The organism is Enterococcus sp. 2G9_DIV0600, assembly GCF_002140615.1.
Taxonomy (GTDB): domain Bacteria; phylum Bacillota; class Bacilli; order Lactobacillales; family Enterococcaceae; genus Enterococcus_D; species Enterococcus_D innesii.
Genome location: NZ_NGLL01000001.1, coordinates 2,359,607 through 2,383,127, shown reverse-complemented (window position 1 = coordinate 2,383,127; position 23,521 = coordinate 2,359,607). Strand labels below are relative to the sequence as shown.

21 protein-coding genes (1 of these 21 only partly in view) are annotated in these 23,521 nt (G+C 42.9%); 12 read left to right on the top strand and 9 right to left on the bottom strand.

The features are described 5' to 3' along the window. Window positions 1-1,971, bottom strand: partial view of a beta-galactosidase gene (locus tag A5870_RS11340; RefSeq protein WP_086292910.1) — the 5' portion only. Its footprint begins 27 nt before the window's first position; 1,971 of the gene's 1,998 nt are visible here — the first part of the coding sequence; it begins with the start codon at window positions 1,969-1,971; its stop codon lies off the left edge, out of view. Between the two features lie 432 nt (window positions 1,972-2,403). On the opposite strand from A5870_RS11340, the gene arcA reads away from it, so the two are divergent. The 10 genes from arcA (at window position 2,404) to A5870_RS11290 (ending at window position 12,535) form a co-directional block, all read left to right on the top strand. Then, window positions 2,404-3,621: an arginine deiminase gene (gene arcA, locus A5870_RS11335; RefSeq protein ID WP_086292908.1), complete on the top strand. Its 1,218-nt coding sequence runs from the start codon at window positions 2,404-2,406 to the stop codon at window positions 3,619-3,621. Between the two features lie 385 nt (window positions 3,622-4,006). Then, window positions 4,007-4,318 (top strand): hypothetical protein, encoded by a 312-nt coding sequence (locus A5870_RS11330; protein ID WP_081118806.1) that lies wholly within the window; start codon window positions 4,007-4,009, stop codon window positions 4,316-4,318. Then, window positions 4,319-6,310, top strand: a complete 1,992-nt coding sequence (locus A5870_RS11325; RefSeq protein WP_086292906.1) for a V-type ATP synthase subunit I — start codon at window positions 4,319-4,321, stop codon at window positions 6,308-6,310. Next, on the top strand, window positions 6,294-6,767 hold the full coding sequence (locus tag A5870_RS11320; RefSeq protein WP_005237160.1) for a V-type ATP synthase subunit K: 474 nt from the start codon (window positions 6,294-6,296) through the stop codon (window positions 6,765-6,767). The genes A5870_RS11325 and A5870_RS11320 overlap by 17 nt, the downstream gene beginning before the upstream one ends. Before the next feature lie 15 nt (window positions 6,768-6,782). Further along, window positions 6,783-7,373, top strand: coding sequence for a V-type ATP synthase subunit E (locus A5870_RS11315; protein WP_086292904.1), 591 nt, complete (start codon window positions 6,783-6,785; stop codon window positions 7,371-7,373). A gap of 14 nt (window positions 7,374-7,387) precedes the next feature. Then, window positions 7,388-8,389 carry a V-type ATP synthase subunit C gene (locus tag A5870_RS11310; RefSeq protein ID WP_086292902.1) on the top strand — a complete coding sequence of 334 codons (1,002 nt, stop codon included), beginning with the start codon at window positions 7,388-7,390 and terminating at the stop codon, window positions 8,387-8,389. Beyond that, complete coding sequence (locus tag A5870_RS11305) at window positions 8,382-8,696, top strand: V-type ATP synthase subunit F (RefSeq protein ID WP_005229240.1); 315 nt, start codon at window positions 8,382-8,384, stop codon at window positions 8,694-8,696. Before A5870_RS11310 ends, A5870_RS11305 begins: the two co-directional genes overlap by 8 nt. Before the next feature lie 31 nt (window positions 8,697-8,727). Further along, complete coding sequence (locus tag A5870_RS11300; protein ID WP_081118803.1) at window positions 8,728-10,503, top strand: V-type ATP synthase subunit A; 1,776 nt, start codon at window positions 8,728-8,730, stop codon at window positions 10,501-10,503. Further along, a complete protein-coding gene (locus tag A5870_RS11295) occupies window positions 10,503-11,891 on the top strand; it encodes a V-type ATP synthase subunit B (protein WP_005237151.1) in 1,389 nt (462 codons plus the stop codon). Before A5870_RS11300 ends, A5870_RS11295 begins: the two co-directional genes overlap by 1 nt. Further along, complete coding sequence (locus A5870_RS11290; protein WP_005229243.1) at window positions 11,891-12,535, top strand: V-type ATP synthase subunit D; 645 nt, start codon at window positions 11,891-11,893, stop codon at window positions 12,533-12,535. The genes A5870_RS11295 and A5870_RS11290 overlap by 1 nt, the downstream gene beginning before the upstream one ends. 76 nt (window positions 12,536-12,611) lie before the next feature. On the opposite strand, the gene A5870_RS11285 is transcribed toward A5870_RS11290, so the two are convergent. The 4 genes from A5870_RS11285 to A5870_RS11265 all read right to left on the bottom strand — a co-directional run bounded on the left by A5870_RS11285 (window position 12,612) and on the right by A5870_RS11265 (window position 17,005). Beyond that, window positions 12,612-13,418 carry an ABC transporter ATP-binding protein gene (locus A5870_RS11285; RefSeq protein WP_005237149.1) on the bottom strand — a complete coding sequence of 269 codons (807 nt, stop codon included), beginning with the start codon at window positions 13,416-13,418 and terminating at the stop codon, window positions 12,612-12,614. Further along, complete coding sequence (locus tag A5870_RS11280) at window positions 13,418-14,338, bottom strand: ABC transporter permease (protein WP_077452666.1); 921 nt, start codon at window positions 14,336-14,338, stop codon at window positions 13,418-13,420. The genes A5870_RS11285 and A5870_RS11280 overlap by 1 nt, the downstream gene beginning before the upstream one ends. Before the next feature lie 29 nt (window positions 14,339-14,367). Further along, window positions 14,368-15,345, bottom strand: a complete 978-nt coding sequence (locus A5870_RS11275) for an ABC transporter substrate-binding protein (RefSeq protein ID WP_086292900.1) — start codon at window positions 15,343-15,345, stop codon at window positions 14,368-14,370. Between the two features lie 499 nt (window positions 15,346-15,844). Then, on the bottom strand, window positions 15,845-17,005 hold the full coding sequence (locus A5870_RS11265) for a hydroxymethylglutaryl-CoA synthase (protein ID WP_077452663.1): 1,161 nt from the start codon (window positions 17,003-17,005) through the stop codon (window positions 15,845-15,847). Window positions 17,006-17,197: 192 nt separating this feature from the next. Between A5870_RS11265 and A5870_RS11260 the strand changes: the two genes are divergently transcribed. Beyond that, entirely contained in the window at window positions 17,198-19,672 is a 2,475-nt protein-coding gene (locus A5870_RS11260; RefSeq protein ID WP_086292896.1) for a hydroxymethylglutaryl-CoA reductase, degradative, read from the top strand. Between the two features lie 38 nt (window positions 19,673-19,710). Here the strand turns inward: A5870_RS11260 and A5870_RS11255 are convergent, their stop codons facing one another. The 3 genes from A5870_RS11255 to A5870_RS11245 all read right to left on the bottom strand — a co-directional run bounded on the left by A5870_RS11255 (window position 19,711) and on the right by A5870_RS11245 (window position 21,688). Beyond that, window positions 19,711-20,421 carry a hypothetical protein gene (locus tag A5870_RS11255; RefSeq protein WP_086292894.1) on the bottom strand — a complete coding sequence of 237 codons (711 nt, stop codon included), beginning with the start codon at window positions 20,419-20,421 and terminating at the stop codon, window positions 19,711-19,713. Between the two features lie 114 nt (window positions 20,422-20,535). Then, window positions 20,536-20,817 (bottom strand): hypothetical protein, encoded by a 282-nt coding sequence (locus A5870_RS11250; protein ID WP_086292892.1) that lies wholly within the window; start codon window positions 20,815-20,817, stop codon window positions 20,536-20,538. 25 nt (window positions 20,818-20,842) lie between these two features. Next, the gene (locus A5870_RS11245; RefSeq protein WP_428219287.1) at window positions 20,843-21,688 is read right to left on the bottom strand and encodes an aldo/keto reductase; all 846 of its coding nucleotides are present in this window, start codon (window positions 21,686-21,688) and stop codon (window positions 20,843-20,845) included. A gap of 162 nt (window positions 21,689-21,850) precedes the next feature. Between A5870_RS11245 and A5870_RS11240 the strand changes: the two genes are divergently transcribed. Beyond that, the gene (locus A5870_RS11240) at window positions 21,851-22,855 is read left to right on the top strand and encodes a nucleoid-associated protein (protein ID WP_077452659.1); all 1,005 of its coding nucleotides are present in this window, start codon (window positions 21,851-21,853) and stop codon (window positions 22,853-22,855) included. A 126-nt stretch (window positions 22,856-22,981) separates the two neighbouring features. On the opposite strand, the gene A5870_RS11235 is transcribed toward A5870_RS11240, so the two are convergent. Continuing rightward, window positions 22,982-23,341: a YxeA family protein gene (locus A5870_RS11235; RefSeq protein ID WP_081118796.1), complete on the bottom strand. Its 360-nt coding sequence runs from the start codon at window positions 23,339-23,341 to the stop codon at window positions 22,982-22,984. Window positions 23,342-23,521: the final 180 nt, after the last annotated feature.

Genomic DNA, 23,521 nt, shown 5'->3' with positions numbered 1-23,521 from the left:
TTCTTTTGGTTTCAGAACTGCCAATTGTTTGGTTTCTTTGGTAAGAAGGTCTACTCCAGCGGCTTTCAGCTTCACTTCTGTTGTCTGCTCGGTGTGGTTTAAGAGAAAGACGAGTGTATAGCCATCACCTTTGCGGCAGGTAATAGAGACTCCAGTAGGAGCAGCCAAGAAGTGCTGGGCATGAGTCGTTATTTTGTGTTTTTCTAAAATGGTCGCTAAAAATGTGGTCACCCCATCAAGAGACAATTCTGTTCCCAGGTAATACGCATACCCATCATCGATTTGATTCATAGTAATGGCCGGCTTATCGGATAAAAAACCGGATTGGAAGGTTGCTAAAGCTTCAGCACCATTTAGATGGATAACTTCCTCCCAGAGGGAATTGTCGTACCGACGACCTTGAAAGTCAATCTGATGGTAGGAAGCGGCTTTCATTGGGTAAAACTCTTCTACAATGATCCCTAAGGTGTCTCTAAACAGTCCTGGATAGCCCCCAAGATAGACTTGGTCATATTCATTGACGATCCCACTAAAGAAATTCGTCAAGAAGATGCCACCTTGTCGCACGTAATCATGGATCTTCTTGCCGAAGGCTTCTGGTGCTGAATAGAGATCCGGAGCGATCACTAAAGGATAGCCATCTAGGGATTCGGAAGGATGGACAAAGTCTACGCTCAGATTTAACGCCCTTAGCGCGGCATACAGGCTGCGTAACTGATGAATGTACTTTAAGGTTCTTGGTTTGGCATCCAATTCCAGCGCCCACCAATTTTCCCAGTCGAAGACAACCGCGACATCAGCCAAGAAGCGCGTCCCAACGATTTCCGACAGTTGCGAAAATTCGTTGCCTAATTGTGCACATTCACGAAAGATACGGCTTGACTGAGGATCTCCGTGAGGCACCATCGCACTATGAAATTTTTCCGCACCGCCACGAGACTGTCGCCATTGGAAGAACATGATACCATCAGCGCCATGAGCGAGCGCTTCATAACTCCAAAGACGCAACTGGTTGGGTGTTTTTGCCCCATTAATTTGCCGCCAATTAACGGCGCTGGTGGCTTGCTCCATGATCAAGAAAGGCTTTTTCTTCAAGCTGCGGGTTAAATCGTTAGCAAGAAATTGCGGGTAAGGAATTTTTTCAAAGGGATTCGGATACGAATTCCAACTGACCACATCCATTTCAGGGGCCCATTTAAATCCATCCACGTATTTGTGTAAGCCCATAAGATTGGTCATATAAGGGATGCCTTGCGAATATTTTGCAATCGCCGCCTTTTCGAGTTGATAAAGTTCCAGATTCATGTCGGAAAGAAACCGACGATAGTCTAATTGCTGCGCAGGATTTTTGAAAGTTGGCATTGCCTCAGGTAAAAAAATTTCCTCCCAGCTGCCATAGGATTGACTCCAAAACTTGGTTGACCAAGCATCATTCAATCCAGCGATTGTCTGATACTTCTCTGCTAACCATGTCTGAAATCTTTTCCGACAATGATCGCAATAACACTCGTGGATGTGACAGGTATATTCATTATTGATATGCCACATGACCAGCCCTGGATGATTGGCATAACGGTTTGCGACTGCTTCAGACAAATTGGCGGCATATTGACGATAGATAGGGGAAGTCGGACAGTAGTGCTGGCGCGCCCCATGAACCAGTCGATTGCCATGAATGGTCACAGGCAGCATCTCAGGATGTTTTTGAACAAGCCAAGCCGGTGGAGAAGCTGTACCATTGGCTAAGTCGATCATGATATTGTTTTCATATAAAAGATCCATCAACCAGTCCAGAAAGTCAAAATCATAGGTGGATTCATCTGGTTGTAGATTGACCCAGCCAAAAATATTGATACTCACATAGTTCACACCTGCTTCTTTCATTAAGCGCATATCTTCAAGAATGACTTCTTTAGACCATTGTTCAGGATTGTAGTCGGCACCATAGTAAAGATGACGTTGCGTTTTCATCAAATCGCTCCTTTATAGACGCTTCTTTAGCATCAAGATACTTGAATCATAGCAAATATTCATCTGTTTGATAGCGGTACCATTTGAAAATCATGAAATGATCCAAAAAAACAAAGATAGTTCAATCCATTTTCAGAGCGGCGTCTATCGGCCAACAGTTCTTTTGTCTTGCTGTTTTTTTAACAAAAATATACAATTGAAAAAGGCGGTAAATTAAAACATCTAAACTTTATCTCTCTAATTAGTTGTTTTTTTATTGATCGTTTCTTTATAAAAAATTGCATGTTTATAACCAACAGATCTAAAAAATTTTTAAACATTAGCAGAAGAACACTATGAGACAAAGAAATGAATAATTATGTGATGAGAAGTCAGGAAAAAGGAATGACATAAGTTATTCTACAAAAAATGCGAAAAAGGAGAGACACGTCCATGAACCAGCCAATACAAATCTTTTCTGAGATTGCCCCTTTAAAGCGGGTGCTTTTGCATCGTCCAGGAGCAGAATTGGAAAACTTGATGCCGGATTATCTTGATCGCTTGTTGTTCGATGATATTCCTTTTCTAGACCAAGCGCAAAAAGAGCATGATTTTTTTGCCGAGACGTTAAGAAACAGAGGAGTGGAAGTCCTTTATTTGGAGGATCTAGCTGCTGAAACATTGACAACAACTGGTGCCAAAGAGGCCTTTTTAGAAGACTACTTAAATGAAACAACGATCCTTGATGAAGAGATTCGCAACGAAGTGCGCAACTTTTTCCTGTCGATTAAAGATAATCGCGCCTTTATCGATCATACGATGGCAGGCTTGAAAAAAAGTGAGGTAGAAATTTCAAAAGCCAGTAACTTAACGGCAATCGTTGAAACAGAATATCCTTTCTTGATCGATCCAATGCCAAACTTGTATTTCACGCGAGATCCGTTTGCAACGATTGGTCATAGTGTTTCCTTGAATCGAATGTATTCTGCAACGAGAAGACGGGAAACCCTCTACGGAAAACAAATTTTCACGCACCACCCGATGTTTGCCCGCAATGAGACGAACTTTTTGTATCATCGGGACGAAACGACGCGGATGGAAGGCGGCGATCAGCTGATTTTATCTGATAAAATCGTGGCGATCGGGATTTCTCAACGAACCGAAGTTGCCTCAATTGAAAAAATTGCCGAAACGATTTTTGCCACAGAACCGAGTTTCGAACATATCTTGGCCTTTAATATCGGCGAGGAACGAAAATTTATGCATTTAGATACGGTCTTTACGATGGTGGATCATGATAAGTTCACGATCCATCCAGAAATCGAGGGAGAACTTTCGCTGTATTCAATCACTAAACACAAGGACGGTGTTCGGGTATTTGAGGAAAAAGATACATTGGAAAATATTCTTTGTCGTTATTTAGATCTGCCTGAAGTGCTCCTGATCCGCTGTGGTGGCGACGATTTGGCAGCGGCAGCTAGAGAGCAATGGAATGATGGCTCCAATACACTGGCGATCGCCCCAGGGGAGGTCGTGGTCTATGACCGCAACACCATTACCAACCGGCTGTTAAAAGAGGCTGGCGTTCAGTTGAATGAGATCTCAGGCAGCGAATTGGTTCGCGGACGTGGGGGTCCCCGCTGTATGAGTATGCCGTTTATTCGTGAGTAGGACAGTTATTTGTTATTTAAAAATACGGCAACTTGCTTTGAAATTATGAAAGTTAAGAAATGAAAGAGAAAAAAATAAAAGGAAGATTTGAAACGGAATTCTGTTTCTAATCTTTCTTTTTTGTCCTCATTTAACCCACTTTAAATTGAAAAGGATTTCTTTTTGTGAAAATGTGTAATTTTTGTGACTTTTGTATGTAAAGACTATAAAAAAACGCTAGGAACCTTGTTCTATCGCTAGATTTATGTTACGGTTATATTAGAAAACGGAAATAGGTGAAGGTATTTGCCACTTATTGATTTTTGACACCCTACGATCAGCGAATGCCATATGCTTGATTTGTAGTGGTTTTTTTTGCGGAAAAAAAGTGAAAGCAGGTGAGAAAATGACAGTAGATGCCATTCGATTATTACAAGAAGCAGAGCAATTTGCGGAAAATAAAAATAAAGAAGCAGAAGCAGAAAAAAAACAATTGGCACAAGCAAGAGAAGAACGGTTGAAGGCGTTTAAAAAAGAGTTGGCAGAAAAAGAGGCCCAACAAAAAGAAGCAATCAATCAAAAAATCGCAGCTGAGTTGGTACAATCAAAAGAACCGCTCATGGCTAAAACGAAAGCAGAAGTAGAAACACTAAGAACAATCCCTAATGAGTTAAAAGAAGAAGCATTAGCAATAATAATAAATAAGGTTGTGACATAAATGGCAATTGCAAAAATGCAAAAGTTCAGTCTGTTGACCTTTTACGATCAGAAAGAAGCTGTTTTAGAGCAGCTGCAAGACTTTCAAGGCGTAGAACTGCTTTCTTCGGAAAAATATTATGATTCTGAAGAAACGACGGGTGTTTTGGCACCGGTTCGCGAGGAACAGCCTGAAGAAGAAATGGAGAACCAGTTTGGTCAAGTCAACTGGAGCTTAAATTTTTTAGAAGAATATGTACCCAAAAAAGGAATGCTGGCACAACTGCGGCAACCAATCAAAAAATATACCCTTCAAGAATTGGCTGAAACAGCCCACACCTATCCTTGGCAAGAATTATGCCAAACCCTTCGTAAACAAGACAAACGTCTTCGCTTGATTGATCAAGAAAAACGCGATGTATTAGCACAAGAAGCAGAGCTGTCGATCTGGAAGTACTTCAAAGAACGGCCGGCTGTTTTAAAAGAATTAAAAAAATCAGGTGGCATGTTAGGATCGATTCCTACTTCTGAAATGGCTGACTTTACGACCAACAGTGAAAAGCTGCCGCTTGTCTATGTCGAAACCATTTATCAATCACAAACGACAACTTACTTGTTGGTGCTTTTCCATAAAGATGTAAAAGAAAAAGTAACTACTCTTCTAAAGAAAGCAGCCTTTGAGCAATATATCTACCCTTATGAGGGCATTCCAGAAGAAGATCTGCAAACGATGAAAGAAAAATCCCAACGTCTAATTGATGAAGAAAAAGAGATCAAAGCCGCTCTTCGCGCAATGACAAACGAGCAAGAAACGTTGCGGATCGTTGCCGAGTATTTAGATGGAGCGATCACCCGCTTAAAAAGCAATAAAATGCTTTTACGTTCAACTCATGCGGTCTCGATTTCTGGCTGGGTTCCTGTTGATGGGGCGACCGAATTAGAAAAACGTATCAAAAAAGGAACCACAGGTAACTATTACCTCGAATACCAAGAAGTGACGGAAAAAGAGATCGCTGATGTGCCGATTTTATTAGAAAACGCACGTTGGATCAAACCTTTTGAAGGACTTGTTCGGATGTACAGCTTGCCGCAATATGATGAGTTAGATCCGACACCATTTATGGCGCCTTTTTATATGGTGGCATTCGGGATGATGGTTGCCGATTTTGGCTATGGGTTGCTCTTGTTTCTGGCGACATTCCTGGGGAAAAAGCTGTTTCACCTCAGCAAAGGGCTGGAACAAAATTTGACCCTCTTTCAGTTGTGCTCGATCCCTACGATTATCTGGGGCTTGATCTATGGCAACTTCTTCGGATTTGAATTCTCATTCCAGCTGTTGTCTGCCCAAGATGATGTCAATCAGATCTTAGTCTTATCTGTGATCTTTGGGTACATTCAGATCATGTTTGGATTGGCGCTGAAATTTTATATTTTATGGAAGAAAAAAGACCAGAAACTGGCTGCGATGTTCCAAGCCGGTTCGTGGATCGTCTTTTTGATCAGTGTGGTTTTTGTTGCCGCAGGAATGCTGCTTTTCCCTGATACACCGTTGCTAACGATTGGGATCGTGATGATCGCTGCCAGTCTTTTAGCAGTGGCGATCGGAGGCAGTTTAGAAGGAAAGACCTTAGCTGGAAAAATCGGTTCTGGATTGTACGGATTGATGGATGTGACCAATTATGTTGGTGACTTGATCAGTTACACCCGTCTGATGGCGTTAGGGGTTGCCGGCGGAAGTATCGCCTCAGCCTTCAATTTGATCATCAGCTACCTACCGCCGGCAGCCCGGTTTACCGTTGGTATCTTATTATTTGTGGCATTGCATGGCCTAAATATTTTCTTAAGTTACCTTAGTGCGTATGTTCATGGTATCCGTTTGCAGTATTTAGAGTATTTTGGAAAATTCTTTACGGGGGGCGGTCGTGCTTTTGACCCCTTCAAATCAAATGAAAACTATGTAGAGATCATCTCAGAAGAGAAGTTACAGGAGGACAATAATGGAAAATTGGATTAGTTTCTTTTACGAAAATGGTGGAATTGTTTTTGCAGCTTTAGGTGTGGCGACCGCAACGATTTGCGGCGGTATCGGATCAACGATCGGTGTTGGGATGACCAGTGAAGCAGCGTCAGGCTTGATTTCTGAGCAGCCAGAGAAATTCGGGCAAGCGTTGATCTTGGAATTGCTGTCTAGTACTCAGGGATTATACGGGTTCGTAATTTCCTTTATGATCTTTGGTCAGATCAGCGGTTCGCTCTCATTCGATCGCGGATTGTACTTGTTTATTGCTTCATTGCCAATCGCATTAACAGCAATCGTAGCCGGAAAATGGCAAGGACGTGCCGCAAGTGCTGCGATGCAGATTTTAGCCAAAAAACCAGAACATGTGACCAAAGGAATTATCTTAGTAGCGATGATGGAAACGTATTGTATTTTAGGGTTCGTAATTTCCTTCTTGCTTGTCTTGAATTAAGAGGAGGGAAAGTGAATGTCTGATATTACACGTTTAACTGACAAAATAACCGCTGATGCGGAAAAGAAATACCAGTTGCAAATCAAAGAAGCAAAAAAAGAAAGTGAAAATCAAGAAAACTTAAAGCGAACGCAATTAGAAAAAGAGCTGAACGAACGACTAGCTTTCTACGAAAAAGAAAAACGTGCGGCGATGTATTTGGAAATCTCAGATGTGCATATTCAATCAAGAAACAAGGTCTTGGCAGCAAAGCAGTCTGTCTTAGATGAGCTGTTTTCTGAGGCTCTGACTCGTTTAAATACAATGGATCAAGCAGCATTTTATGCGTTTATCGCTAAAGGCTTGGCGAATGCACGGTTAACTGGTGAGGTTGAGTTGCTTTTAGGTGAGAAGACCCGCCATTTAGTAGATGAGGAACTCCTTACTAAGTTGCAAGCATCGGTTCCAGAGGTTCAGCTGAAACTGGTAAATAAAACGATCCCTCGTAAGGGCGGCTTTTTGTTGCGACAAGAAGCGATTGAGTTGAATTTTACTTTTGATGCGCTGCTAGAAGCCAACAAAGAAGAGTTAAGCAATACGTTACTGCAATTGATTTTTGAACAGTAAGCAGGTGCAAACAGATGAATGACATCAAATACAATACCTTAAATACGAGAATTCGGACGTATGAATCGCAATTATTCGATCGCAGCCGCTATGAGCGGATGCTCTCGGCTGCTAGCGCAGAGGAAATCTACAGTATGTTGCAAGAAACGGTTTATGGTGACTTCATCAACGAGGATGATCGTGTACACGACTTTGAAGATGTGTTGATGGCGGAGTTGAAACGGGTATACGACACGATGTATCAGCTGACACCGGAAAAAGCGATCGTTGATTTCTTTGCTTTGAAATATGACTATCAAAATCTGAAAGTCTTGGTAAAAGCGGCGTATATGCAGGAAGATTTTTCTGAATACCTTGTCCCAATCGGCACCCAGCCGCTTTCCGTCCTTAAGGATCTAGTCAAGACCAGAAAAAGCAATCTTGTTGCCAAAGAGATGGTTGATTGTGTGGAAGAAGTCTTCTCTTATATTGAGAACTACCATGAGGTCCAATCGATCGATATCATCTTTGATAACCATTATTGGGAGCAATTGTGGACGATCGGCAAAGAATACGACGACGATTTGCTGCAAAGCTTGATTCGTCGACAGATCGATATCTTCAACATTTCAACAACGTTGCGCAGTTACGCGATGAAACGCAAGCGCGGCTTTATCAGCGCAGTTTTAGCCGATCATGGGAACCTACCTGCAAAAGAACTGTTAGCTGAGATCACAACTTCTCTTGAGGCATTTGTGGCATATTTGCAAGGAACTCCTTATAAAGAACTGATCAATCACAGCTATGAAGAGTTGGTAGAGAAGAAGACCTTGAATACTTTTGATATACGCAAAGACAATTTTCTGATGGCGAAGCTCAAAGAACATAAAATTGTTCCTTTTGGCCCTTCAGCATTGGCAGGGTACTTGTACGCCAAGGAAATTGAAAGCAAGAACTTGCGAATTCTCTTGATTGGGAAAATCAATAAGGTGCCGGAAGAGATTTTAAGAAGTCGGGTGCGTGATAGTTATGCATAAAAAAATAGCAATGATGGGTGGTAAGAACTCGATCTTGCCTTTCAAAGGGCTGGGGATCGACATCTTTCCAGTCAGCGATTTGGATGAAGCCGCCCAACAACTAGAAGAAATGGCTGAAGCCTATGGGGTGATCTTTTTGACTGAGCGACTGATCGAACAATTAGAACCGATCGTTCGCCGCTATGAAGAAGTACCGACACCAGCAATCATTCCGATCCCAAGTAGTACAGGTAGTCTAGGAATCGGTATGGCACGCATTCAGCAAAATGTGGAAAAAGCGGTAGGAATGAATATTTTAGATTCATAACAGACAAGTCAGCCAGCTAGGAGGAATAAATGTGGCATTTGGCACAATTGAAAAAGTATCGGGACCACTGGTCACCGCCTCAGGATTGAGTGGCGCAAAAATCCATGAAATCTGCAAAGTCAGTGACAAGGGCCTTATCGGTGAGATCATTGAGATCAAAAAAGGGCTGGTTTCGATCCAAGTATACGAAGAAACAGCGGGAATCGGACCAGGCGAACCCGTGGAAACGACAGGCGCACCATTGTCTGTCGAACTAGCACCAGGTTTGTTGACTCAGATGTTTGATGGGATCCAACGACCATTAGATACGTTTATGTCGCAAACAGAAAGTGATTTTTTGGAACGAGGGGTCACCATCGATCCACTGAATCGCCAAAAGAAATGGACCTTTGTCCCTCAAGTACAAGTCGGTGATACCGTACAAGGCGGCGACATTTTAGGTTCAGTACAAGAAACGTCGGTGATCGAGCATAAAATCATGGTTCCACCAAACTATGAAGGAACCGTCAAAGAAATCATGGTAGGGAATTTTGCGATTACTGAAGTGATCTGTGTTTTAGAAACCATTGAGGGGGAAAAATCCTTGACGATGGTTCAGAAATGGCCAGTTCGTCAACCACGTCCCGTTACTGCTAAATTAAATCCAGGCGAACCGCTGGTCACTGGACAGCGAGTCATCGACACCTATTTTCCAGTAGCAAAAGGAGGCTCAGCTGCCGTTCCCGGACCATTTGGTGCCGGAAAAACAGTTGTTCAGCACCAAATTGCTAAATGGTCAGATGTGGATATCGTTGTCTATGTCGGCTGCGGCGAGCGAGGCAATGAAATGCGGGATGTTATGAATGAATTTCCTGAACTGATCGACCCAAATACCGGCAAGTCGATCATGGAACGAACGGTCTTGATCGCCAATACGTCGAACATGCCAGTTGCTGCTCGGGAAGCCTCAATCTATACAGGAATCACGATTGCAGAATATTACCGTGACATGGGCTATAGTGTGGCCATCATGGCAGACTCAACATCACGTTGGGCAGAAGCGCTGCGGGAAATGAGTGGCCGATTGCAAGAGATTCCCGGAGATGAAGGTTATCCGGCTTATCTTGGAAGTCGAATTGCGGAATACTATGAGCGAGCAGGGCGTTTCCATTCATTAGGCACGCAGCCTCGGGAAGGAAGCATTACCGCAATTGGCGCGGTTTCACCAGCTGGTGGAGACATCTCAGAACCAGTCACCCAAAATACCTTACGAATCGTGAAAGTTTTCTGGGCATTGGATAGCATGCTGGCGCAAAAACGGCATTTTCCCTCCATCAACTGGATGAATTCCTATTCCCTTTATGAAGATCAAATCAATTCTTATTTAGATCAATTATTAGGCGATCGCTGGTCGGAGCTAGTCAATGAATCAATGGCGATTCTCCAAGAAGAAAGCCGTTTAGAAGAGATCGTTCAATTGGTAGGGATGGATTCTCTTTCTCAAAGAGACCGTTTGACGATGATGACAGCCCGTTCTTTGAGACAAGATTACTTGCAGCAAAACGCCTTTGATGACGTTGACACGTATACATCTCGTAATAAGCAGTTCAAAATGTTAGAGAATATTCTTTACTTTAATGAACAAGCGCAACGTGCACTGCAGCTAGGTGCTTACTTAGATGAGATCACCAAAGGAACGGTTGATCTGCGTGAGCGCATCGCTCGCAGCAAATACATTCCTGAAGAAGAATTGACCCGCTTGGATACGATCAAGCATGACATCAAAGAAATGTTACAACGAATCATTGAAACTGGAGGTGTTCATTGATGTTAAAAGAATATCGTACAGTTTCCGAAATCGCCGGCCCCTTAATGGTGGTTGAGAACGTCAGAGGCGTTAAATTTGATGAACTCGTCGAAGTCCGCATGGACACGGGTGAGATCCGTCAAGGACAAGTACTGGAAGTCAGTGATGACAATGCCGTTGTCCAAGTTTTTGAAGGTACTAGCAACTTGAGTGCCGAAGAAAGTAAAGCAAGATTTCTAGGAACTGGTTTGACTTTGGGGGTTTCTCTAGATATGATGGGTCGAGTTTTTGATGGTTTAGGAAAACCCAAAGATAATGGCCCTAGAATTTTGCCAGAAAAACGCATCGATGTAAATGGTGAAGCTATCAATCCAATGGCACGGGACTTCCCGGATGAATTTATCCAAACGGGAATCTCAACTATCGATCATTTAAATACCCTAGTTCGTGGACAAAAACTACCAATCTTTTCCGCCTCCGGTTTGCCTCATAAAGAGATCGCTGCTCAAATTGCGCGACAAGCAACCGTACCCAGCCAAGAAGGTAATTTCGCGATCGTCTTTGCAGCTATCGGAATTCCATTTGAAGAAGCAGAATTTTTCGTAGATGAATTTCGTAAAACCGGTGCGTTAGACCGTTCTGTTTTGTTTATGAACCTTGCCAATGACCCGGCAATCGAACGGATCGCTACCCCTAAGATGGCATTGACCGCAGCAGAATATCTGGCTTTTGAAAAAGGCATGCACGTTTTAGTGATCATGACCGATATGACGAACTATTGCGAAGCATTGCGAGAAATCTCCGCTGCTCGCCGAGAAGTTCCAGGACGTCGTGGCTACCCAGGGTATCTGTACACCAATTTAGCGACGCTGTATGAACGTGCAGGACGTTTGATGGGCAAAGAAGGCTCGGTCACACAGATTCCAATCTTAACGATGCCTGATGGCGATAAAACCCACCCAATTCCTGATTTGACCGGCTATATCACGGAAGGACAAATCATTTTGTCGCGGGACCTTTACAAACGCAATATCAACCCGCCAGTGGATATTTTGCCAAGTCTTTCCCGGTTGAAGGACAAAGGAACGGGAGAAGGTAAGACCCGTGCCGATCATGCGGCAACGATGAATCAAATTTATGCCGCCTATTCCGATGGGAAAGCTGCCAAAGAGTTATCGATCGTTTTAGGAGAGTCTGCCTTGTCTGATCTTGATAAAAAGTACGCGCGTTTTGCTGATCTTTTCGAAAAAGAGTATGTCAACCAGGGATTTGAAACCAACCGGACGATTGAAGAAACGTTAGATTTAGGCTGGAAGCTATTAGCTACCTTGCCAAAACAAGAGTTGAGCCGTATCAAAGAAGAATTTATCGACGCCTATTACCCAACGGACGAGGATGTGAGTTCTTAATGGCGATCTTAAATGTCAATCCAACTCGGATGGAACTAAGTCGTTTGAAAAAACGGCTGACGACGGCAACCCGTGGTCACAAATTATTGAAAGACAAGCAAGATGAGCTGGTGCGCCAATTCATTCAGCTAGTAAAGAAAAACCAGGAACTTCGTAAAAAAATGGAAACTGCGCTGCAAGCAGGGATGGAAGAGTATGTGCTGGCTTCTAGCAGTATTCCCGATGTCGTTTTGCAAGAAGCATTTATGATCCCTTTAAATAAAGTGACCCTAGATGTACAAAGTCGGACCATCATGAATATGGATGTGCCAGTGTTAAATCCTGTTTACGAAGAAGAAAGCTCTGATGATGACTTTTCCTATGGTTTTGTAAGTACCACCAGTGAGCTGGATCTCTCATTGTCTCATCTCGACCAAATGCTGCCAGTAATGCTGCAATTGGCAGAGATCGAGAAAACCTGTCAACTGATGGCCAATGAGATTGAGCGGACGAGACGAAGAGTCAATGCGTTAGAGTATATGACGATTCCCAAACTGACGGAAACCATTCAATACATCGAAAGCAATCTGGCAGAAGACGAACGAGCAACATTGACCCGCTTAATGAAGGTCACAGATATCATTGCGGAAAATGAAGCAAAGTGAGGCTTTTGCAAATCACTTGGAAAAATCAAAAAAAGACACGTAGAAGGGGATTCCTTTCTACGTGTCTTTTTGCTTGTTAAGAGCGTAGGAGCAGTTGGTCATCTTTTAATTCAGCACCGCTATTTTGATGGAACATTTCCATCAATTCAGGGACGGTTAAATGTTGCTTTTGCTCACCGGCAATGTCCACGACGATCTTGCCTTGATGAAGCATGATCAGGCGATTGCCATAGCGAATGGCATCTTCCATATCATGAGTAACCATAAAGGCCGTCAACTGTTGTGAACGAATCAATTGATCGGTCAATGCCATGACAGTCAACGAGGTTTTTGGATCTAGGGCAGCGGTATGTTCATCTAATAAAATCAATTTAGGTTGTTGCAATGTCGCCATCAAGAGGGTGATCGCTTGACGCTGTCCGCCTGATAGCAAACCGATCTCAGCAGAAAGGCGATTTTCTAAGCCTAAGTTTAAGCTGGCTAACTTCTCTTGGAAAAACGCGCGGTTTTTCGCTTTGACGCCTGTCGCAAATCCGCGGACTTGGCCGCGCTTGTAAGCCAATGCTAAATTTTCTTCAACGGTCAAACGAACCGCGGTCCCCATACGTGGATCTTGAAAGACCCGACTAATATCTTTTGACCGTTTCGTAACGGATAAACGGGTGATGTCTTTTCCATCTAAGGTAATTTTTCCTTGTTCTGTTGGGATCGTTCCTGCAATACTGTTTAAAAGGGTCGATTTTCCGGCACCATTGCCACCGATGATCGTAATAAAATCCCCGGCATTCATCGTCAGGTCAATGCCTCGCAAGACATGGTTCTCATTGATCGTTCCTTTTTCAAAGGTTTGGTGTAGATTTTCGATTGTTAAGACTGAAGTCATTAGGATTGGCCTCCTTTGGTTTTTGGCAGCATCTTTTTAAGTCCTAGTTTTGAACGAAGCTGCGGTAACGAGAGGCAGATGACTAAGACGATTGCGGATGCCAGTTTGATATCATTGGCTTCGACATTGAACTCGAAAACGACGGCCAGGATAAAGCGATAAACGATCGCTCCGATCACGATGGTGATCAACCGTAACAGCAAAGATTTATTGGCAAATAAAACTTCTGCAATAATGATCGATGCCAAGCCGATGACGATCGTACCGATTCCGGAGTTTAGGTCAGCAAAACCGTTGTTTTGGGCTAAAAGAGCACCTGAGAGGGCAATACAGCCGTTAGAGATCATGTAACCGATGATCTTCATGTTATCGGTGTTGATACCGTTGGCTTCACTCATAGCTAAATTGTCGCCCGTCGCTCGCAATGCTAAGCCGATCTCTGTACGGAAAAAGAGGAACAAGCACAAAATGACGACAGCTGCGAAGAGAAAGCCCGCAAGAATCACGGCATTGTTTTTGGTTAGACCCATTGCTTGAAATTGGGTGAAGACCGTGTCTTGTCCTAATAGGGCAATGTTGGGAGCACCCATTACACGATTCGTGATGGAATAAAGCCCAGTCATCGTGATGATCCCGGCCAACAAGGCTGGGATCTTTAGTTTTGTATGCAGTAGTCCGGATACCAAGCCAGCTAACATGCCGCCGCCAAAGCCCATCAAACTGGCTAATATGGGGGAGACGCCATTCGTAATACTGATTGCTGCGATCCCTGCACCCAAGGGAAAACTTCCTTCTGCAGTTAAATCAGCAATATCCAGAATACGGAAGGTCAAAAATACCCCGATCGCCAGCAATGCCCAAAGGATCCCTTGAGAGGTGGCAGATTGTAGTAATAGCAAGAACGTGTCGACTAAATTCATATGTTTTCCTCAAATCTAAATTAGTATGGTTATTCTGGAGCAGTGATGCTGGCAGGGTCAATCCCTAAAGCAGCAGCCATCTCTTCATTGACGACTAACTCTAAATTATCCGCTGTTTCAACGGGTGTCGTTGCTGGCTCTGCATCGCCATCCAAAATCTTCGCTGCTAGTTTCCCTGTTTGAATGCCAAGGGATTTATAATCAATACCGTAAGTTGCTAGGGCACCATCATCGACTTGTTCTACGGAACCAGCGACGATCGGTGTTTTGGTTTCTTTGGCAACTTCGCCGACGATTGCAGCAGCAGAGGCAAAGGTATTATCTGTTGGAACATAAATGCCGTCAACATCTTTTGCAAGGCTGGTGGTTACTTGTTGCACATCATTGGTTGTATTGGCGGTCAATACTTTTACATCAACGCCCGCAGCTTTTAAGGCTTCTTCTGCCAAGTCAGCTTGGATTTTTGAATTGGCTTCACCTGCGTTATACAGAATGCCGATCGTTTTGGCATCAGGCACGATGCTTAACAGCAAGTTGATCTGTTGCTCAATCGGTACCATGTCTGAAGTACCGGTGATGTTGCGACCAGGTTCTTCATTTGAATCGGCCAATTTCGCTCCAACTAAGTCAGTGACTGCGGTAACTACGATTGGGGTGTCGGTGGTTTCATTTGCTAAAGATACAGCAGCAGGAGTGGCAATGCCTAATAAAAGATCTGGTGAGGCATTCACTAGGCGTTCGCTCATACTTTTTAAATTGTCTTGACTGTTTTGCGCATTTTGGTATTCAATCGTTAGGTTTTCACCTTCCGTGTAGCCCGCTTCTGCTAAGCCTTCTTTGAACCCTTCGTAGGCTGCATTCAAGGAGCCATGTTCGACCAATTGTAAGACACCGACTGTTTTTGTTCCGTCGTTTTCTTCCGAAGTGTTGCTTGATTCTCCGCAAGCTGCCAATGCCAGTAGGGAAGCTGTCAGTAACCCAGTCGTGATCCATTTTTTCATTTTCATTGTAATTCCTCCTATGATCGTCTCTTTTTTTATGGGGGTTTACCTGAACAAAAAAATCCATTCAGACAATCGTCTAAATGGATTCGATCCTATACCAAGCGTAAACGTATATTGGCAACCATTTAGAAGATTTTCTACATGGCTGCAAGTTCAAGTTAAAATGCTTTAGCCATCATAGATACAAACAAAACTCGTTTTTGGTTTGCATCCATAATGTGATATGAATACAAACTATCTAAAGTAGCTAAAGTAAAAGGTATTCAGTTGTGGGGATACGGTCGTGTTTAACATAAAAAGTTCCTCCAAACTTGAATTGATTTTAGTATAGACAAAAAAAAGCGGACTGTCAAATGTTTTTCCTGAATTATCTGAAAATTTTTGAATAACAATCTGAAAAAAGACTGAAAATGCAGATTTGTTTCAATTTTATTGAACAAAAGAAAAAACTTTGTTCTATCAAGCTTTTTTTGCTTGAAAATAAACAAAGTTTTTCTTAGGATCACTCGTTTTCTTCTTTATAATAACGAATGGTATTTTTGATTTCACGAATACTGTAAAGCAGATCATCCTCAAAGGATTGATCTTGATCAATATCGATGGTCTCATTGAACATTGCTTCGTATTCAGCGATCGTTAGTTTTTGCCGGGCATCAAGTAACGTTTGGTGAGCAGCTTGTGCTAACTGTTTTTCATAGCCAGGTACCAATATGCCGCTGAAAAATTCAGCAACCGCTCCTGAGCCGTAACTAAACAGTCCTATCCGATCATTGGCTTGCAAGCTGGAGGAATTTTCCAATAAAGAGATCAAGCCTAGGTACAATGAACCCGTATACAAGTTGCCGGTACGACGGCTGTAAACGATCGATTCTTCATAGCGAGCCATCAGGCGTTCTTGTTGCGTTTCTTCTTCTTCAGCAAAAACAGCCAACAAGGCTTTTTTACCCATTTTTGTATAAGGAATATGGAAGCTCAATGCAGCGTAATCTTTTGCTGTGCGTTGATTTTTTTCGCAATGGGCTTGCCAAACTTGTTTGAAGGAATCGATATAAACGGCATTTGACAAGTGGCCATCTACCATTGGATATTGATGGCCAACCGGACGCCAAAAATCATAAATGTCTTGTGTTAACATCAAGTTATCGTTATCAAGCTGCAAAATCGCTGGATCTGCAGAGATCAACATGGCAACTGCACCTACGCCTTGAGTTGGCTCTCCACCGGAGGCTAAGCCATAACGGGCGATGTCTGAAGCCACCACCAACACTTTGCTTTTTGGATTGGCTTGTACGTGGGCTTTAGCAAACTGCAAGCCTGCTGTTGCGCCATAACACGCTTCTTTGATTTCAAAGGAGCGGGCAAATGGTTGGATACCTAATAGGCGATGCAAAACCACTGCCGAAGCTTTTGATTCATCGATGCCGGATTCTGTGCCGACGATCACCATATCAATTGCTTGTAAATCTTCTTTTGTGAGGATATCTTTTGCCGCATGCATGGCAAAGGTGACGATATCTTGTGTTTTTTTATTGACCGCCATTTGATCTTGACCGATCCCGATCGTAAATTTATTTGGGTCGACCTCTCGGGCGTGAGCTAGATCAACCATATCTATAAAATAGGGGGGGACATAAAAATTTATTTTATCAATACCAACGTTCATTCCGTCGCTCCTTTATGTTCTACGTACTTAGTAGGCTACACGTTCTAAGGTATCATATTTTTTGAAAAAAATGAAAAAGAATTGATTAGAATTTAAACTTTATTAAAGAAAGTAGAAAAGGGCGCAGCAAGCTGATGTGGGGTATTCTTTTTTGGAGGATTTAATGATATATTTCAAGAGGAGGTGACGTACGTGGAAGAAGTTGTCATTATCGACGCAATAAGAACGCCAATTGGCAAATACCATGGGTCATTAAAAGAATATTCAGCAGTAGAATTAGGAACAGTTGCTGCAAAAGCCTTGTTGGCAAGAAACCAACAAGCAAAAGAACATATCGCACAAGTGATTATCGGAAATGTCCTACAAGCAGGCAGTGGTCAAAATCCAAGCCGTCAAGTTTCCCTGCAAAGTGGACTTTCTTCAGATATCCCAGCCTCAACGATCAACGAAGTTTGCGGTTCGGGAATGAAAGCGATTCTAATGGGCATGGAGCAAATTCAGTTAAACAAGGCATCTGTCGTTTTGACTGGTGGGATTGAAAGTATGACGAATGCGCCGCTTTTCAGTTATTATAACAAGGCAGAAGATCAGTATTCAGCCCCAATATCAACAATGATGCATGATGGCTTAACGGATGCTTTTAGCAGCAAACCGATGGGCTTAACGGCTGAAACTGTTGCAGAAAGATACGGCATCACGCGACAAGAACAAGATGAATTTGCCTACCACTCCCAAATGAAAGCTGCCAAGGCACAAGCAGAAAAGAAATTTGAGCAAGAGATCGTACCTTTGACTGAAAAGTCAGGGACCGTTTTACAGGATGAAGGCATTCGCGCTGCTACGACGGTCGAAAAATTAGCTGAACTTAAAACGGTTTTCAAAAAGGACGGTACGGTGACTGCTGGGAATGCCTCAACCATCAATGATGGGGCTGCCATGGTCTTGATCGCCTCAAAAAGCTACTGTGAGGAGCATCAGATTCCTTATCTGGCAGTGATCAAAGAGATCGTTGAAGTTGGCTTTGCTCCAGAGATCATGGGAATCTCACCAATCAAAGCAATCGATACTTTGCTGAAAAAGCAAGCACTGTCGATTGAAGAGATCGGTATTTTTGAAATCAATGAAGCCTTTGCAGCTTCCTCAATTGTAGTAGAACGTGAACTTGGTTTGGATCCCAAGAAAGTCAACCGTTACGGCGGGGGCATTTCTCTTGGCCATGCGATTGGCGCGACTGGCGCTCGGATCGCAACGACGGTCGCTTATCAGCTAAAAGACACCCAAGAGCGCTATGGGATCGCCTCTTTATGTGTCGGTGGTGGGTTAGGGCTAGCGATGCTGTTAGAAAACCCTTTGGTCGCATCAAGTCAAACTGATTTTCATGAGGAGTCAGCATCAGAAAAAACAGAAAAAAAAAAGTTCTACGCCCTTACGCCTAACGAACGGCTAGCCTTTCTCGAAGCACAAGGGGCGATCACGGCAACCGAATCCTTGGTTTTTCAAGAAATGGCATTAGACAAGGAAACCGCCAATCACTTGATCGAAAACCAGATCAGTGAAGTGGAAATCCCCTTAGGCGTGGGGTTGAATCTGCAGGTAAATGGCAAGTTATACAATGTCCCGTTAGCCACAGAAGAACCCTCTGTGGTTGCAGCGATGAGCAATGGTGCCAAAATGGCTGGTCCCATTACAACAACTAGCCAAGAACGTTTGCTTCGAGGACAGATCGTCTTTATGGGTGTTCAAGACCCAGATGCCATTTTGGCAAAAGTCAATACAGAGCAAGCAACGATTTTTGCAGTGGCGAACGAGGCATATCCCTCGATCGTAAAACGCGGCGGAGGACTGCGACGAGTGATTGGTCGGAACTTCTCCCCAACAGAATCTGAATTAGCAACAGCCTATGTCTCAGTCGATTTGTTGGTTGACGTCAAAGATGCCATGGGCGCCAACATCATTAATTCGATTTTAGAAGGAGTAGCCGACCTCTTTCGGAAGTGGTTCCCAGAAGAAGAAATTCTCTTTAGTATTTTAAGTAATCTTGCTACGGAATCGTTAGTGACAGCCACTTGCTCCGTACCTTTTGATAAACTGAGCAAGACCGGAAATGGCAGACAAGTCGCAACAAAAATCGTTCATGCTGCTGATTTCGCTAAGATTGATCCGTATCGAGCGACTACCCATAACAAAGGGATCATGAATGGTGTCGAAGCACTGATTTTGGCTACCGGTAATGATACCCGCGCACTTTCCGCTGCTTGTCATGGGTATGCCGCACGTAACGGACGGGTGCAAGGCTTAACTTCTTGGAAAATCGCTGAAGACCGACTGATCGGCAGTATTACACTGCCGTTGGCGATCGCCACGGTCGGGGGGGCGACGAAAGTATTGCCGAAAGCCCAAGCGGCGTTGGCACTGACTGGTGTTGAAACGGCGAGTGAGTTAGCTTCGCTGGCGGCAAGTGTCGGGTTGGTTCAGAATTTGGCAGCTTTGCGGGCATTGGTTTCAGAAGGGATTCAGCAAGGCCATATGAGCATGCAAGCCCGTTCATTAGCTATTTCAGTTGGGGCAAAAGGAAACGAGATCGAGCAGCTGGCAGCTAAGCTGCGAGCGGCGAGTCAAATGAATCAAGAGCAAGCCCGTAAATATTTAACAGAAATACGCAATTAAAAAAGGTTCTCTAGGGAAATTCCTAGAGAACCTTTTGTTTATCGTTTCGAAATCGCCGTATGAGCATACGCCTCGATCAATGGAATGACTTCTAATTTTACTTTGTATTTGCGTTCTAGCGCGGTTTCGATAGTAAAAGTATCACTTTCTGTTTCAGAAATTGTTGCTAGAACACGATCTTCTTTCGGGGAAGCTTCGATTACGATCGTTTCTCCTGAAGATTGTTTTGCAGAAAATTTAGGGAATGCTGCGATTTTTTCGGCAAATGCTGAAAAAGTCATGGCTTCGTCAGAATCATCAGTCATTGATTCCGCTGATTTTTCTACTTCTTTAGTTGGTGCAGCCGTTTCGGTTGGTGTTGATTCTTCCTTCACTTCTGCTGTTTCTGTGACAGGAGCGGAAGCAGGCGTCGCACTTACTTGTGTATTGGTCGGCAACCAGTAGGCGGCGATTTCATCGACTAAGTTATCGCTGAAACGATCAAGTAAGCCAGCTTCTAAGCGTTGGATTCGTTTCACGACGATTTTGAAGTTCTCATCTAAAGGAACAGCGATTTTTTGTTCTTTTGGTGTTTCCTTCAACAATTCAATCAATAATTCCTCGTGATTTTTAGGATTGATATAAACAGTTGTCGGAAGGTCGAACTTATCTGCTGTTTTGCGCTCGATCGCTGTAAACAACTGTTGTCGAGCTGTTTCATAAGACGGGCGGAATTGTTGTTTCAATTTTGCTAATTGTTTCTTTTTCATAATCTTCTCCTCTCGATCACTATCGATTATAAGGAAAATTTGCAGAAAAGAACAGTGATTCTCATGAAAAAATACAAAAAAATTTATATACTTCCTGAAAAAACGCCAGCGCTGCTAAAGAAGCGGCGCTGGCGTTTCTACTAGATCATTGATTTGATGGTACTTAGGCATCAGGATCAAAAGCTCCTTGTCTCCAGTGGCGACTAAGTAGTTTTCCCAAAGAAAAAAGCGTATCTCTCCAGTTAGTTTCTCAGCTAGCATCTGCTGATAGTCGCTGGTTGACCATTGACGCGCCGGAAAATGTTGGACTTTGTCTGGCCATACAAGAAAAACAAAATCAGCATGTAAGGTTTTTTGAACAGCAGGGGAGAGGTGAATCAAATCAGTTGTCTTCATAGGCTTCTCCTTATAGAGAGTAAAATTAAAACCCTGTCGTATCTGGATTGGTCGCTTTCCCAACGACGCCATCTAATTGATCGATCGTTTTCATGTCTTCTTCAGATAGCTCAAAATCAAAGACATGGATGTTTTCTTCGATCCGACTTGGTGTGACTGATTTTGGTAATGGCAAGAAACCATGTTGTAAAGACCAGCGTAATGCAACTTGAGCGATTGATTTTTGATGCTTTTCAGCTAAAGCTTTCATTTCTGGTACATCAAATATCTTCCCGGTACCTAATGGGCTATATGCTTCAAGCAATACATCGTGTTCTCGGCAATAGGTCACGACTTCTTCTTGTAACTCGCCAGGTGCAAGGAAAATCTGATTGACCATTGGGAAGATGGTCGCTGTTTTTTTCAATTCTTCAAAATGATGTGGTAAGAAGTTGCTGACGCCGATCGCTTTGATTTTGCCTGCTTGATACAATTCTTCAAAAGCGCGCCATGTTTCTGCATTCGCTGTTTGCCAGTTGTCACGAAAGGCTACTGGGTTTGGCCAATGGATTAAGAAAAGATCGATATAGTCTGTTTGTAGTTTTTCTAAGGACTCTTCAAAAGAAGACATCACAAGATCATAGGAATGGTTTGCATTCCACAATTTTGTAGTCAAGAAAAGCTCTTCGCGGGGAATGCCGCTTTCTTTGATCGCTTGACCAACACTGGCTTCATTTTTATAGCCTTGTGCTGTATCAATATGGCGGTAACCTACTTCCAGTGCTTTTTTGACTGATGCTACGGCAACGTCGCCGTCTGGTGTTTGCCATGTGCCAAAGCCTAGCTCAGGGATGGTCACATTATTTGATAACGTATAGCTGTTCATGTTCATTCCTCCGTTTTCTGTGATACCTTTAGTTTAGCAGACGAAGACGGATTTTCCAATGAATGCATCTTTCAAAAAGGAAGTGTCCAACAAGAAAAATGACGTTTGACTCTTGTCAGTTCGCCTATTTTTTTTGTACACTAGACAAATGGATAAGGAGCGTAACTAATGGATATTTATTTGAAACATGCGATTTTACACATTATTGATCGTCAAACAGGCGATCCGGTTTTTTCACAAGTTGAACTTGATTTAACAACGGAATACATTCGTGATTATTTGACGAAAAAAATACAGAAACTTGCAACACCGCAAACCAAAACAGGGCGTTTACTCGAAACATCAACGATCGCTCAACTGGTCAAACAAGCACCGGATGATTTTGTCGCAGCCAGTGAAGCGATCGTCCAACGGTGGTATGAAGCCTACAAGGAAAGTGAAGATGCACCAAGTGCGGATGCCTTTGTCGTCTTGTATGAATTTGATACAAGAATGCAGTTGGCATTTTTGAAGGTCAATTATCAAGACGGCTATACGCATTTTATTGATAATGGGGAAGCTGGGATCGAAAACAATTTGATTTTGCATCGTGCCCTACTAGCAGGTAAAACCCAAAAGGCCGATGAAGGGATCACAATTGATGTGGAGAGCTTAGATTTTGAACTGATTGAAAAGAAATATAGCTTTTCAGGGGAAAAATATGCTTACTTTTCAACGAAAGTCATTGATGCCGAACCGATTCCTTCGTTAGAAGAAAACGTCAAAGTCATCAAAAAAGTGGCGGAAAAAATTGGGCAGAAGTTTGAAACACCTACCTATAACGTTGTTGCCGATTTAAAAGAAGCGGTCTACGACACGATCGAAGAATCTGGTCATATCGATGTCAGCGAAGTAGCGCAAAAAGTCTTTAAAGACAATATTACCGCTCAGCTTTCTTTTCAAGAAGAAGTGGCTGAAAAAGGATTCGTCAATCAGGCGCCAATGATGCGGGATGTCCGTGAGATTTCGGAGAAAAAATTTGGGAAACAAAAACTGAAATTATCTAACGGGATCGAATTGATCGTTCCTTTGGATGTCTACCGAGATCCAAATTTGATTGAATTTATCAATAACCCAGACGGAACGATTTCTGTAACGATCAAAAATGTAGAAGAAGTAATTAATCGGATGTAGGAGAAGGGGCTTCTGTGGGGATGATACGGAGCTAACAACATAGAACAACAAAAAAAGCAGAGATTCCTCTTTAAGAAATGAGGAGTCTCTGCTTTTTTTCTGGATATCTTTGATCAATATCAGCAATTATTGAGCGGCCAGTTTCTCAAGGGCGGCTTTAGGGACGTCTTCTTCAGAAACTTCTTCCCAGCTCAGAACACCTTTATTAGGATTGACCAATAATTTTAAATAGGCACCTTCTCTTAAAGGAGCGGAACGGTGCTCATTCATTTTGACCCTTTTGACTTCTCCAGAGGAACTGTAAGCGTCTTGTGTGTAACGGTAGACATCTTCGGCAACCCCGTTATCACTAATTTCTGTATCGTGCTCGCCGGCATCCGTGATGACTGTATAGTAGTCATTTCCACCATAGTAATAATGATAAGTAGCAAAACAGCCCCCAAGGAAAATTGCTGTAAAAACCAGCGCTGCCATGATTTTCTTCACATCTCTCACCTCATCTTCTATTATTCATAAAAATTGTCCTACGTCCAATAGATCGCTAAAAAGCAAAGAAATTCTTAGGGATTGGGAGCTGAGACCTCTGACTTGACTTTGACTAATTTTGACCTATAATAAGAGTAGATTTAAACTTACAAAAAATAAGTTGAGGCTTATGAATTTGGA